At 65.9% G+C, this 12,936-nt stretch carries 14 protein-coding genes; 6 read left to right on the top strand and 8 right to left on the bottom strand.

Going from position 1 to position 12,936, the window contains the following annotated elements; translation table 11 throughout:
* Position 1: 1 nt before the first annotated feature.
* The gene (locus ACQY4T_RS09705) at positions 2-205 is read right to left on the bottom strand and encodes a YdcH family protein (RefSeq protein WP_428540794.1); all 204 of its coding nucleotides are present in this window, start codon (positions 203-205) and stop codon (positions 2-4) included.
* 147 nt (positions 206-352) lie between these two features.
* On the opposite strand from ACQY4T_RS09705, the gene ACQY4T_RS09700 reads away from it, so the two are divergent.
* A complete protein-coding gene (locus ACQY4T_RS09700) occupies positions 353-526 on the top strand; it encodes a YdcH family protein (RefSeq protein ID WP_428540791.1) in 174 nt (57 codons plus the stop codon).
* A gap of 33 nt (positions 527-559) precedes the next feature.
* On the opposite strand, the gene ACQY4T_RS09695 is transcribed toward ACQY4T_RS09700, so the two are convergent.
* Positions 560-1,138, bottom strand: a complete 579-nt coding sequence (locus ACQY4T_RS09695) for a DUF1013 domain-containing protein (RefSeq protein ID WP_428540788.1) — start codon at positions 1,136-1,138, stop codon at positions 560-562.
* Between the two features lie 224 nt (positions 1,139-1,362).
* Here ACQY4T_RS09695 and ACQY4T_RS09690 point away from each other — a divergent pair, with 224 nt between their 5' ends.
* Complete coding sequence (locus tag ACQY4T_RS09690) at positions 1,363-1,554, top strand: DUF1192 domain-containing protein (protein WP_428540785.1); 192 nt, start codon at positions 1,363-1,365, stop codon at positions 1,552-1,554.
* Positions 1,555-1,679: 125 nt separating this feature from the next.
* On the opposite strand, the gene ACQY4T_RS09685 is transcribed toward ACQY4T_RS09690, so the two are convergent.
* Positions 1,680-2,159: an Hsp20 family protein gene (locus ACQY4T_RS09685; protein WP_428540782.1), complete on the bottom strand. Its 480-nt coding sequence runs from the start codon at positions 2,157-2,159 to the stop codon at positions 1,680-1,682.
* A 210-nt stretch (positions 2,160-2,369) separates the two neighbouring features.
* A complete protein-coding gene (gene rpmE / locus ACQY4T_RS09680; RefSeq protein ID WP_428540779.1) occupies positions 2,370-2,594 on the bottom strand; it encodes a 50S ribosomal protein L31 in 225 nt (74 codons plus the stop codon).
* Positions 2,595-2,804: 210 nt separating this feature from the next.
* On the opposite strand from rpmE, the gene ACQY4T_RS09675 reads away from it, so the two are divergent.
* Together ACQY4T_RS09675 and ACQY4T_RS09670 are read left to right on the top strand one after the other, a co-directional pair.
* Entirely contained in the window at positions 2,805-5,399 is a 2,595-nt protein-coding gene (locus ACQY4T_RS09675) for an MMPL family transporter (protein WP_428540776.1), read from the top strand.
* A gap of 248 nt (positions 5,400-5,647) precedes the next feature.
* Positions 5,648-5,800, top strand: coding sequence for a hypothetical protein (locus ACQY4T_RS09670; protein ID WP_428540773.1), 153 nt, complete (start codon positions 5,648-5,650; stop codon positions 5,798-5,800).
* Positions 5,801-5,807: 7 nt separating this feature from the next.
* On the opposite strand, the gene speB is transcribed toward ACQY4T_RS09670, so the two are convergent.
* Positions 5,808-6,788 carry an agmatinase gene (speB, locus tag ACQY4T_RS09665; protein WP_428540770.1) on the bottom strand — a complete coding sequence of 327 codons (981 nt, stop codon included), beginning with the start codon at positions 6,786-6,788 and terminating at the stop codon, positions 5,808-5,810.
* A 134-nt stretch (positions 6,789-6,922) separates the two neighbouring features.
* Between speB and ACQY4T_RS09660 the strand changes: the two genes are divergently transcribed.
* A complete protein-coding gene (locus ACQY4T_RS09660) occupies positions 6,923-8,473 on the top strand; it encodes a carboxylesterase/lipase family protein (RefSeq protein WP_428540767.1) in 1,551 nt (516 codons plus the stop codon).
* Between the two features lie 30 nt (positions 8,474-8,503).
* A complete protein-coding gene (locus tag ACQY4T_RS09655) occupies positions 8,504-10,105 on the top strand; it encodes a GMC family oxidoreductase (RefSeq protein WP_428540764.1) in 1,602 nt (533 codons plus the stop codon).
* Between the two features lie 23 nt (positions 10,106-10,128).
* On the opposite strand, the gene ACQY4T_RS09650 is transcribed toward ACQY4T_RS09655, so the two are convergent.
* From ACQY4T_RS09650 to ACQY4T_RS09640, 3 genes are all read right to left on the bottom strand, one after another.
* A complete protein-coding gene (locus tag ACQY4T_RS09650) occupies positions 10,129-10,644 on the bottom strand; it encodes a hypothetical protein (protein WP_428540761.1) in 516 nt (171 codons plus the stop codon).
* A 40-nt stretch (positions 10,645-10,684) separates the two neighbouring features.
* Positions 10,685-10,969 (bottom strand): general stress protein, encoded by a 285-nt coding sequence (locus ACQY4T_RS09645; RefSeq protein WP_428540758.1) that lies wholly within the window; start codon positions 10,967-10,969, stop codon positions 10,685-10,687.
* A gap of 136 nt (positions 10,970-11,105) precedes the next feature.
* Positions 11,106-12,761 (bottom strand): MFS transporter, encoded by a 1,656-nt coding sequence (locus ACQY4T_RS09640; protein ID WP_428540755.1) that lies wholly within the window; start codon positions 12,759-12,761, stop codon positions 11,106-11,108.
* Between the last annotated feature and the right edge of the window lie 175 nt (positions 12,762-12,936).

Genomic DNA, 12,936 nt, shown 5'->3' with positions numbered 1-12,936 from the left:
CTCAGGCAATACTGTCCGGGATCAGCCGGCTTTCCAGCCAGGCGATCTCATCGCGTAGCATCAGCTTGCGTTTTTTCAGACGCTGCAGATGCAATTGATCCGATGCGCCCTGGTCAGCGAGGCGCGCGATGACGGTGTCCAAATCCCGATGCTCGCTGCGCAACCCGTGCAGCTTGCGCAGCAGCGAATCCCTATCGTTCAGCATGACCACAACCTACGATAGAAATAAACGTTCGAATCTGGGGCAAAGTTGTAGCTGGCCAGATCGTTTGCAAATGCGTTACGCTGACCCGCCGCGGTCACTGCGGTGCCCGCTGGCAGCCCACCGGTTAAACGCGGAGGTACCCAGTCCATGAGCCTGAATACCCGTCTCGACGCGCTGAAGGAACGGCACGCATCGCTCGAAACGCGAATTTTCGACGAGGACCATCGTCCGCAACCCGATACGGAAGCCCTCATGCGACTTAAACTCGAAAAGCTGCGCCTGAAAGATGAAATGGAAAGGCTGCGAACCCAAGCCGACTGAACGGACACCGTTCAGCTTGCCCCGCCAAGCCGGTCAGGCGGCCTCGTCCGCCTCCGGCGGCGGCGGCACCGGCACCGTCCGTCCTTCCCGCTGCAGGCGGTCGTTGGCCTGAGCCACCGCCGCATTCAAATCTGTCTGACTGCACAACCCAAGGATGATAGGATCGCGCGGCTTGATGTTGGCGCTGTTCCAGTGCGTGCGTTCCCGCACTTTCTGGATCGTGTCCTTGGTCGTGCCCAGCAATTTGCCGACCTGGGCTTCCGAAAGCTGAGGAAAATTGCGCAGCACGAAGGCGATCGCATCCGGACGGTCATTGCGCTTGGCAACCGGCGTATAGCGCGACCCACGCAACCGCTTGGGCATCGGCAGGGCGTTGGCAATCAGCTTCAGCCGGGCGTTCGGATCAGCCTCGCACTGGCGAATGTTCTCCAACGTGGTCTGCATGTTGGCAACCGGGTCGTAGCCGACGATCCCCTGGGCGACCTCGCCATCGGCGATAGCCTGCACCTCGAGCGGGTGCATGCCGCAGAACTCCGCAATCTGCGTGAACGTGAGGGCGGTTTTATCGATCAGCCACACGGCGGTGGCTTTTGGCATCAGCGGAAGGGTCATGGCATTTCACACTCTCAGGGCCAAAGGTCGTCTTCGTTCAGACGTTGTCGATTGCAGGCCACGCAGCGCAGATGCCCACACAAGACGACAACTCATGGCCGCGGCCGAGTGCCGGATATGACAAGGCAAGGGGGGTGGGTCAAGCGACTTTGGCGGTATTATGATCTCTCCGGCACGCATGGCTGCGACGCCAAGTCGCCTGATATCGCCGAAGGAACAACCAAATGGCCCGGGAAGAAGACGACCCCCTGACGAAACGCCGCCGGCTGGACCCGCTGTTGCTCGACAGCCTCGGCATCGACGAACTGCGCAGTTATATCGAGGAGTTAAGAACCGAGATCGCCAGGGTCGAGGCCGACATCGGCCGCAAGAATACCCACCGCAGCGCCGCCGACGCATTTTTCAAGCGCCCCTGACTTCACCGCCCTGGGCCGCCTGCCGCGATCCCAGCGGCTGTGGTGCAGTCGATTCGGCATGAAAAACGGGTCGGCATGAAAACGGGGGCCGGACCCGGCCCCCGCGTTCATCATCGCACCACCGGTCAGGCTGCTTTCGAAGCGTCCTGGGTGTCGTTGGCGATCGAGGTCTGCACCGCCGGAGCGCCGCTACCGATGGCGATCTTGCGCGGTTTCAGCGCCTCCGGCACCACTCGCTTCAGGCCGACGTGCAACAATCCATGCTGTACATCCGCACCCTCGACGACGATGTGGTCGGCAAGCACGAAGCGGCGCTCAAACGCGCGTCCGGCAATGCCGCGATACAGGATCTCCGACTTCTGGCCGTCATTGGCGACACGCCCGGATACAACCAGGGTGTTGTCCTTGACGGTAAGATCCAGGTCTTCGGGCCGGAAGCCGGCCACGGCCATGATCAGACGATAAGAATCGTCGCCGGTCTTTTCGATGTTGTAGGGCGGATAACTCTGCGCGTCCTGGCCGGAAGCGGCGGTATCCACCAACCGAGCCAACCGATCAAATCCGATCGCGGTGCGGAAAAGCGGAGCAAAATCAACGGTAGTCATGGGAAAACCTCCTGCTGAAGCAAGGTCACTAGTTGCGGCCGCCCGAAACGGGCCAGCCTATCCTGCAAGCCCGGAAACCCCGAATGGGCATTTCCGACCCACAACAGCTGGTCACCAATGCCTGTCCGTTCAAGAGGTTCGCCACGCCCAGCGCGGCGTGCGCCGGGGGCCCAGGCTGCTGATTCGGGGCTACGCCTCGAGCCGACGCGGTTACTTTTTGGTGCCGAGTCCGGCGAATTTCTTGTTGAACTTGGCAACCTGCCCGCCGGTGTCCATCATCCGCTGCACCCCGGTCCAGGCCGGGTGCGACTTGGGGTCGATGTCCAGCCGCAGCGTGTCGCCCGGCTGGCCCATGCAGGACCGCGTGGTGAACTGCGACCCGTCAGTCATCACGATCTTGATCTCGTGGTATTCGGGGTGAATGCCCGGCTTCATGCTCTAGCTTCCTTGCTGGCGCCCCCGATCCCGACCGGCCGCGCGAGCCCCGGCCTATACCGGCACCGCGGCTTCAGCTCAAGACCGCGTTCATCAGACTGAGTCCATTGGGCACCGCCAAACGCCAAGTTTTACCGCCAGCGCGATGGACCCGCGTAATCGGAGCGACTATCAGAAGCCGCCGCCATTTTCCATGGGCCGTCCTTACGCATGCTGATCCGCCTGCTTGTCCGCCTGGTCGATTTAAGCCGCCGTTTTTCATTTCCTGTCGTCTGCGCAGGAGTGTTGCTGGCGGCCTTCGCCGGCTGGATCGCCTGGACCCATCTCGGCGTCAGCACCGATACCGATCTGTTGTTCAAGGACACCCTGCCCTGGCGCCGACAGGCGGCCGAGATGAACCGCGACTTCCCGCAGTTCCGCAACCTTCTGGTCGCCGTCGTCGATGCCCGCATCCCCGAGGAAGCCGACGCCACCGCCGCCGAACTGGCTGACCGGCTGGCCACCGATAAGGGCCATTTTCTGACCGTGCGCCGCCCCGACGCCAGCCCGTTCCTGCAAAAGGAAGGCCTGCTGTTCCTGCAGACCAAGCAGTTGTCCGCCCTGATGGACAAGACCATCGACGCACAGCCGTTTCTCGGCCAACTCGTCGCCGACCCGTCCGCCCGCGGCCTGTTTTCTGCCCTCTCCCTGCTCGGCATGGGCGTCACCCAGGCAGACGCCGACCTGTCGCCCTTCCTGGCTCCGATCAAGGGCTTCCATCAGGCGATGGCCGATGCGCTGGCCGGCCACCCGAAGCCGTTGTCCTGGCAAAACCTGCTCGGCGGCGGCCTCAGTGAACTCGCCGGCCCATACCATTTCGTGCTCGTCCAGCCGCACCAGGATTTCGGCGCGCTCGAGCCAGGCGGTGCGGCGACCAACGCCATGCGCGCCATCATCGCCGATCTGCCCTACGTGAAATCCGGCGACGCCCGCGTCCGCATCACCGGCCAGGTGGCGCTGGCCGACGAGGAATTCGCCACCGTCGCACAAGGCGCCGTCGAGGGCCTGATCGGCAGCCTGATCCTGATCACACTCTGGCTGTTCCTGGCCGTGCACACCTGGCGCCTGATCGTGCCGATCCTGATGACCCTGCTGCTGGGACTGATGCTGACGGTGCTGTTCGCCGCCCTAGCGGTCGGCACGCTGAACCTGGTCTCGGTCGGGTTCGGCGTCCTGTTCGTCGGCATCGCCGTCGACTTCGCCATCCAGTTCTCCGTGCGATACCGCGAATTCCGCTTCGAGACCGCCGACTCCGCCGCCGCCATGACCGAGACCGCCCGCCGCGTCGGCGTGCAGATCCTGATCGCCGCCCTTGCTACCGCCGCCGGCTTCCTGGCGTTCGTGCCGACGGCGTTCTCAGGCGTCGCCGAACTGGGCCTGATCGCCGGCGCCGGCATGGTCATCGCCTTCATCTGCACCCTGGGCTTCCTGCCAGCCGCCATCACCCTGTTCCGCCCACGCGGTGAGGCCGCCGAGGTCGGATTCACCTTCGCCGCCCGGATCGAACCCATCATCGTGCGGCGGCGGCGGATCATCCTGCTGACGTTCTGCCTGCTGGCGATCGCCGCGGTCGCCGTCTCGCCGGGGCTCAGGTTCGATTCCGATCCGCTCGATACCAAGAACCCCAACACCGAGGCGATGCGCACCCTGCGCGACCTGGTCAACAATCCGGTGACCAATCCGTACACCATCGACGTACTAGCACCCAACGCCCAGGCCGCAGCCACCATCGCCGACAAAATCAAGACACTGTCGACCGTGGCGGGGGTGATCAGCATCAACAGTTTCGTGCCGCCCGATCAGCCACAGAAGCTGGCGGTGATCGCCGACGCCAACACCATCCTCGCACCCACCCTGGCGCCGCATGGTTCGGCCACCCCGGTCACCGCGCAAGACATCAGAATGGCGGCCAAGGCAGCCTTGGCACAGATCGATCCGGCGCTGGCCAAACTGCCGAAGGATCACCCCCTGGCTCTGGTGGCCGGCGATCTGCAACGTTTGCAGACCGCGCCGGATGACGTGCTGATGGCGACCAACGCCGCGCTGACCCGCTTCCTGCCGGCACAGCTTGCCCATCTCAGACTGGCTTTGACCGCCGAACCGATAACCCTGGCCTCGATCCCCGCCGACTTCGCCCGCGACTGGGTGCTGCCGGACGGCCGCGCCAGGGTGCAGGTCAATCCGACGCCCGAGACGCAAAGCCCGCAAGGCCTGAAGACCTTCGTCCATCAGGTGTCGGCGGTGGCGCCCGATGCCGGCGGATCGGCGGTCACCATCGCCGACACCGCCGACACCATCGTCGGTGCGTTTCGCCAAGCCGCGGTCTATGCGGTGATCGCCATCGCCGTCATCCTGTTCGGCCTGCTGCGCCGCTTGCTGGATGCCGCCCTGGTGATGGCTCCGCTGCTGATGTCGGCGCTGCTGACGCTGCTGATTACCGTGCTGCTGCCGATGCCGCTCAACTTCGCCAACATCATCGCCCTGCCGCTGCTGCTCGGAGTCGGCGTCTCATTCAACATCTACTTCGTGATGAACTGGCGCGCCGGCCAGCAGCGACCGCTGGGCAGCGCGACCGCCCGAGCCATCGTGTTTTCCGCGCTGACCACCGGCACCGCGTTCGGCTCGCTGGCGCTATCGGGCCATCCGGGCACCGCCAGCATGGGGAAGCTGCTGCTGATCAGCCTCGGCTGCACCTTGCTGGCCAGCCTGGTATTCATCCCGGCACTGCTCGCCAGCATGCGCGCGCCGCGGGTAGATCGCATCTGAACCCGCGAAGCGCGGGCATTGTGCAATCACGCAAGCGGGGCCGACGGACATCGAACATGCATCTCAGACATGCATCTCAGCCTGGATGCGATCGTCGATCCCGGCGGTAGATCCCATCCCCTAAATGATACTCCCCGAAACTTCGTGCCATTGTGTCTTCGTGTTGAATCGGGCCATGACCCCAGAACGAACGCTGCAGGTGTCGCACTCAAGATCATTCCGTCAACCGACGCAAAAGGTCCCATCACATGAAGAAGCTTCTTCTGGTCGCGCTCCTGCCGCTCGGCCTGCCCGGCTGCATCAGCTACACGCAGAGTTCCGCCCCGCGCCCCGGCACCACTATCGTCGTGCCGCCCGGCTCCACGGTGATCTGCCCCGACGGTTTCGCACCACCTTGCTAGCTTGACGTCACGCCGGCCGAGCGCCCCGCCGAACCCCCAAAGCCTCGGCAAGCAGGCACAAAATTTCGAACAGCACCGACGCGCCGTTGAACGCAGTCAGCGAACCGACATCGAAGGGCGGCGAGACCTCGACCAGGTCGCCGCCGACAAAATCGATGCCGCGCAACGCCCGCAGCAGACGCAGCGCCTGCAACGCGGTTATCCCACCCGCCTCGGGCGTCCCGGTTCCCGGCGCCTCAGAGGGGTCGAGGCTGTCGATATCGAAACTCAGGTAGGTCGGGCCGCCTCCGGCGACGCGACGCGCCTCCGCGGCGGCATGGCGCCAGCCGTTGTCGTCGAACTCCTCCATCGGCAGCACCCGCATCCCGCTGCGCTGGCTGAAACCCCACATGTCGGGGTCGTTGGTGGTGCCGCGGATGCCGATCTGGATCACCCGCTTCGGGTCCAGCAGGCCTTCCTCCACCGCTCGGCGGAACGGCGCGCCGTGGTGGAAACGCGACCCCATATAGTCGTCACCGGTATCGCAATGAGCATCGATATGAACCATCCCCACCGGACCATGTGCCGCGACCGCCCGCAGGATCGGCAGGCTGATGGCGTGATCGCCGCCGACCGATAAGGGCACGATGCCGGCCCCGGTCACGCCGCGGTAGAACGTTTCGATCTCGCGCAACGCCCCCTGTAACTCATACGGCTGCTCGATCCAGCAATCCCCAAGGTCGCGCACCCGCGCCGCCGCAAACGGCTCGATCCGCGTCACCGAGTTGATCCGCCGCAGCAACGTCGACTGCTCGCGCACCGCCCGCGGACCGTGCCGCGTTCCCGACCGATTGGTCACCCCCCCGTCGAACGGCACCCCGATGACGCCGATATCTACCTGGTCCAGTTGCTGCGCCACCGGCGTCCGGAAAAACGTCGCGATGCCGGTATAACGCGGCTGCGCCTGCGGGTCCTCAAAGTCGTGATACTTGTCCGGGTGCTTGATCATCCGTCTCGCTCGCTGACTGCCGCCATCCTACGCCACCTGGTCGATTCTCGCGCAATGTTCGCTTTGCCGCCCGGCCCCTTTCCTTCGATCCGCTTCCTCCGGCAAACTACCTCGGAACCGACGGAGGATGGCGAATGAACAACGTGGTCGAAACCGCGTCCGGCAAGGTGGCGGGCACCGTGGCCGAGGATGTCGTGGCGTTCAAGACCATCCCCTACGCCGCCTCCACGGCCGGTGCCAACCGCTTCCTGCCGCCGCGCCCGCCCGCCCCCTGGGCTGGCATCCGCGATTGCTCCGACTTCACCGGCAAGGCGCCGCAGAATGGCCTGCGTCCCGCCACCCGCCCCGAACTGGAAAACTTTTCCGGCGCCGCCGATCCCTCGCCCGAGACCGAGGATTGCCTGACGCTCAACATCTGGACCCAAGGCTGCGATCCGACGGCGAAACGCCCGGTCATGGTGTGGTTCCATGGCGGCGCCTTCGCCTACGGCAACGCCAACTCCCCGCGCACCCACGGCACCCGCCTGGCCGCGCGCAACGACGTCGTGGTGGTCACCGTCAACCAGCGGCTGAACATTTTCGGCCACCTCGATCTGTCGGCTTTCGGCGGCGACCCGTTCCGCCTGTCCGGCAACGCCGGTACCCTCGATATGGTGGCGTCGCTGCAATGGGTGCGGGACAATATCAGCGGCTTCGGCGGCGATCCCGGCAACGTAACGATCTTCGGCGAATCAGGCGGGGGCGCCAAGGTCAGCACGCTGCTGTCGATGCCACGGGCAAAAGGTCTGTTCCACCGAGCGATCATTCAAAGCGGCGCGGCGGTGCGCCTGCGGACCCGCGATCGCGCGCTGGCACTGACCGAGTGCGTGCGCCAGCACCTCGGGGCCGCCGCGGCGACGATCGAGGCGCTGCAGGCGGTGCCGGTCGCCGACCTGCTGGCCGCCGTGGACCCGGCGACCAAGGCCTTGGGCCCGTCCCCGACGGCGCTGTTCGATCGCTATCCGTTCGGACCGGTGGTCGACGGCGACATCCTGCCGGCCCAACCGTTCGACCCGGCGGCCTCCGACATCTGTGCCGATATCCCCCTCATCATCGGCGACATGAAGCACGAGACCGCCAACTTCCTCGCCGTCGTCGATGCGGTCTGGGATCGCACCCTGACCGAGGACGCGCTGCGCCAGCGGATCGAACCGATCGCCGGCCCCTACACCGGCCGCGTCATCGAATTGTATGGACAACTGTATCCCGACCTGAACCCCGCCGAACGCCTGATCGCGGCCACCACGGACTGCAACTTCCGCATCCGCTCGCTGGTGCTGGCACAACGCCGAGCAGCCCTGAACCGCGCCCCGGTGTGGATGTATTCGTTCGAGTGGCAAACCCCGGTGCTGGGCGGCAAGCTGAAGGCGCCGCACGCAATGGACGTGCCGTTCGCCTTCAATACGCTCGACCTGACCAACGCCACCGGCAGCAGCCCCGATGCCCAGCATCTGGCCGACACCATGTCCTCGGTCTGGGCCGCCTTCGCCCGCAACGGCCACCCCGACCACACCGCCATCCCCGCGTGGCCCGCCTATGACGCCCACACCCGAGCCACCCTGATCCTGGACAAGACGTGCCGGATAGAGAACGACCCGGGCGGCGAAGCACGTCGGCTGTGGCAGGACATCACCGCCACCGCCTGACCCCGCTGTCATCGAACCAGGACCCATCGGATGCAAGCTGATTACATCATCGTCGGTGCCGGCTCCGCCGGCTGCGTCGTCGCCGCCCGCCTGAGCGAAACCGGCGCCAAGGTGATCCTGCTGGAAGCCGGACCAAAGGACTCGCTGCTGTGGATCCACATCCCCGCCGGCACCCTGAAGTTGCTGCATCACCCCGTGGTCAACTGGAACTACAGCGCCGAGGCCGGCGCAGGCAGCGGCGGACGCCCGATCCACTGGCCACGCGGCAAGACGCTGGGCGGATCCAGCTCGATCAACGGCATGCTCTACGTCCGCGGCAACCCGGCCGACTTCGACGGCTGGGCGCAGATGGGCTGCCGCGGCTGGAGTTTCGACGACGTGCTGCCCTACTTCCGCAAGTCCGAGGACTACAAGCAAGGCAACGACCCGGACTACCGCGGCAAGGACGGCCCGCTAAAAGTCGAGGACTACCGCACCATCCTGCCGCTGACCCACCACTTCATCGAGGCCGCCCAGCAGGCCGGCTACCGTTTCAGCAACGACCTCAACGGACGCCAGCAGGAAGGCGTCGGCTACTCACAGATGACCCGCAAGGGAAAGTGGCGCGGCTCGACCGCCCAGACCTTCCTGAAACAGGCCGGCGGCCGCTCCAACCTCCAGGTCGAAACCGACGCTGTCGCAACGAAACTGCTATTCGAGGGCAAGCGCTGTGTCGGCGTGGCCTTTCGCCAGCGCGGCCAGACCATCGAGGCGCGCGCCAACAAGGAAGTCATCCTCAGCGGGGGCACCGTCAACTCACCGCATCTGCTGCAGGTGTCCGGCGTCGGACCCGCCCAGCACCTGCAATCGATCGGCGTCCCGGCGGTGCACGACCTGCCCGGCGTCGGCGCCAACCTGCAGGATCATTACGTCGCCCGAATCTCGCATCGGGTCACCGGCTCGATCTCGATCAACAAGCTGGCCCGCGGCGTCAGGCTGGCGCGCGAGGTGGCACGATTCGCCGTCCAAGGCCGCGGCGCGCTGACCTTCGGCATCACCACAGCCCAGGTGTTCTGCCGCTCGGCGTCGGAAAAAGCCAGTCCAGACCTACAACTTCTGTTCACACCGGCAAGCTACGATCCGACCAAGTTCGGCACCCTGGAGCGCCAGGATGGCATGACCGTCGCAGTCTGCCCGGTTCGCCCCGACAGTCGCGGCACGATCATGGCGCGCAGCCCCGATGCCACGGAAAAACCCGTCATCACGCCAAACTACCTGTCAGACCCCGCTGATTTCCAGGTCCTGAAGGCCGGCATACAGTTCACCCGAACAATCTTCGCCGCTCCGGCGATCGCCCGCTACAGCACCGTGGAAACGCTACCGGGACCCGACATCGGCACCGACGACGCGCTGCTCGACTACGCCAGGCGCTACGGCACCACGATCTACCATCCGGTGGGAACCTGCCGCATGGGCGACGGACCCGCCGCCGTGGTGGACTCCCGGCTTCGGGTCCGCGGCCTGGCCGGGCTGCGCGTCATCGACGCCTCGATCATGCCGACCCTGACCACCGGCAATACCAACGCCCCAACGATCATGATAGGCGAGAAAGGCGCCACCATGATCCGCGAGGATCAGACCGCGCCCGCCTGAGACGGCCGATCAGTCCTGGGTGGTCAGGCGGCCACCTCGATGCCGGTCGCCCCCGCGGCACGCAGAATGGCTTCCGCTTCGGCTCGCTTCGCATCGGTGGCGGCGCGCACGGCGAGCACCAGGTCCCCGCTCGCCGCTTTTGTGTCCCGTTCGGCCTGCTCCTTCTTGTTGGCCGCGCCATGCACCGCGAAAACCGACCCGCCGGCCGCACCGCCGGCAACCACCGCCGCCGCCACCGCCGGCGCCGCCGCCCCGCCCGTAGCCACAGTGACGCCAGCCGCCGCCAGCGCCGCGGCCGTCCCCGCCAAGCTGGCGCCCAAGGTGCGGGCCTGCTGCGCGTCCGATCCGGTGGACGCCGCCTTGGTCCCCGACTCTGGTGTCTCGGTGCCGTCCAGCAACCCCGGTGACGGCAGGCTCAGGTCAGCCCTGTCGAACCCCGACATCGACAGTTTGCTGACCGCATCCTGCATCTGATCGGGACTGGCGAACGTCGCCCTCAGCTCCCGCAGCGCGCCGGCACTGCCTGCTTGACCGCTCATCTCATCCACCTTTCCCAAAAGTCCAGCGTTTTGCAACGAGTCAGGGCGAGCCGCCCGCATGACCTGTCTCGGACGTTGCCTCCCGAACCTCGGCAGCGCTTCCCGAACCACGCTCAGCCTCATCGCCCGCGGTTCCGGCGGCGTCGCTACCGCGCGGCCGACCGTGGCTCATCTGACCGCCCTTGCGGCCCGCCCGAGCGGCACGCTCTCGATCGTTGGCGAAGTTACCCGAACTGTGTTGGCCGCCAATATGGCCGGCACGAGCGGCTTTCGCGCGATCCTCGGCAAAATTCCCCGGATTACCGGTGTGTTGGGATGCAGCCATCGTGTTCCCTCATCGCGGTTTCACGCAGGGCGCGTCGCAGACCGTCCAACCCTGCATAAAGCCAACGAAGTACCCCCAGGCCGGGTTGTCTTCATAACTCCTGTTATTTCGGTAACCCTAAATCACGACGTTGATACTATTGTGTACCCATCGGCCGATTGGTCTGCCCCATCGCAGGGTCGCGGTGCGCCACCAGGTAGGCGTTCGGCTCGATCGCCAAAAAACGCGACGGCCGCTGCGCCTGGCGCTGAAATCCCGCAACCGAGGCAAGCAATTTCTTATCGTCGTCGGAAAGACGGATCGCCTCGCGCAGGTGTTCGGTCCAGCTTTCCATCGACCACACCTCGACCCAGCCCTCCGGATGGGCAACATCGCCATACACCTGCCAGAACACCGCTCCGGCGCGGCCGCGGACGTGACGCAATTCGCCCATCAACGTCAGAAACTCGAGCCGCCGCGCCTGTTCCACCCGATAATACGCCACTTCCATGATCCGGCCGCGCGAGCTCCGCAGCATCGGCACAAACTCCGCCGCCGGCGCCTCCGGCATCAGCGCCGCCTGCTCGGCCGCCGGCGAAACCGCGCGCACCAGCGCCTCGATGCTGAAGCCGCGCACGATCAGCATCAGCACCACGCCGACCACCGAAGCGGTCAGGAAGGTGCGCGCGATTCCCACCTCGCCGCGCAATATCCCCCAGCCGACCGAGCCCAGGGTCAGCGCGCCGTTCTGCGCCAACTGGTAGATCGACAGCGCCCGAGCCCGCACCCAGGGCGGACAAACCAACTGCGCCGCCGCCTGGATCGTGGCGAAAGCCGAGGTCCATCCCAGGCCGAACAGCAACATCCCCAAGCACGCCGGTATCCAGTGCCGCTCCGCCCCTATCACCGCCATTCCGACGCACGACAGCAGCGTGCAGCCCACCACCGTGGCTCCACGCGACACTTTGGCCCGCACCACCGGCAGCAGCATGCCCGAGGTCACCCCGCCGACCCCCATCATGCCCAGGATCAAGCCATACATCCCAGGGCCCAGCCCCAGGTCGTGCCGCACATAAAGCGGCAGCAGCGCCCACGGGGCCGACGCCGGGATCGAATATGAGGCAGTGCGGATCATCGCCGCCTGCACCGCCGGCGTGTTGCGCACGAAGCGCATCCCCGCCCGCATCGCCGAGACCAGATGCTCCCGCGGCAACCCGGTGAACCGGCGGTTCCGCCGCCACACGAACAGTGCCTGGATTACCGCCAGGATCGACACCGCATACATCGAAAACGCCAGGCTGGAGCCGCCCAGCAAAATCAGGAAACCCGCAATCGCCGGCCCCACCGCTCGGGTCAGGTTGTAGCCGATGCCGTTCAGCGCGATCGCCTGCACCATGTCCTCGCGCGGCACCAGTTCCGGCACGATCGCGCTCCACGCCGGACCCGTCAGCGCCGACCCGATGCCGATCGCGAAGGTCAGCACCAGCAGCCAGACCGCAGTCATCAGGTGACACAGCGTCAGGACCGCCAGCAGGCTCGCCGCCAGGATCGTCCAGGTCTGCGCCGCCAGCAGGAACACCCGGCGATCGACGATGTCGGCCAGCGCACCGCCCGGCAGCGCCAGCAGGAACACCGGCATGATGGTCGCGGCCTGAACCATCGCCACGATGAACGGCTCCGGCGCCAGCGACGTCATCAACCAGCCGGCGCCGGTGTTCTGCAGCCAGGTCCCCAGCCAGCCGACCACGCTGGCGATCCACAGATGGCGGAAGGTGCCATTGCGCAACGGCACCAGGGCGGCCGGCAGCCGCATCAACCGTGCCGCTCGCTGCACCGGTCGGCCAGCAGCGCGCCCCCGCGGACGACCCTTCCGCCCGAGGCGCCCATCGTTTCAGCCACCGATTCGTTCGCCATCGTCCGACTCGACGCCCCCAACCGTATGGCCATCGTTTAATCGGCTGGGTTCGGCAGTTCCACAACGCTCTGCA

The sequence above is a fragment of the Rhodopila sp. genome (assembly GCF_965277825.1).
In the GTDB taxonomy this organism is placed as follows: domain Bacteria; phylum Pseudomonadota; class Alphaproteobacteria; order Acetobacterales; family Acetobacteraceae; genus Rhodopila.
Note: the sequence above shows the minus strand (reverse complement) of the source record. Positions and strands in the feature narration are given on the sequence as shown.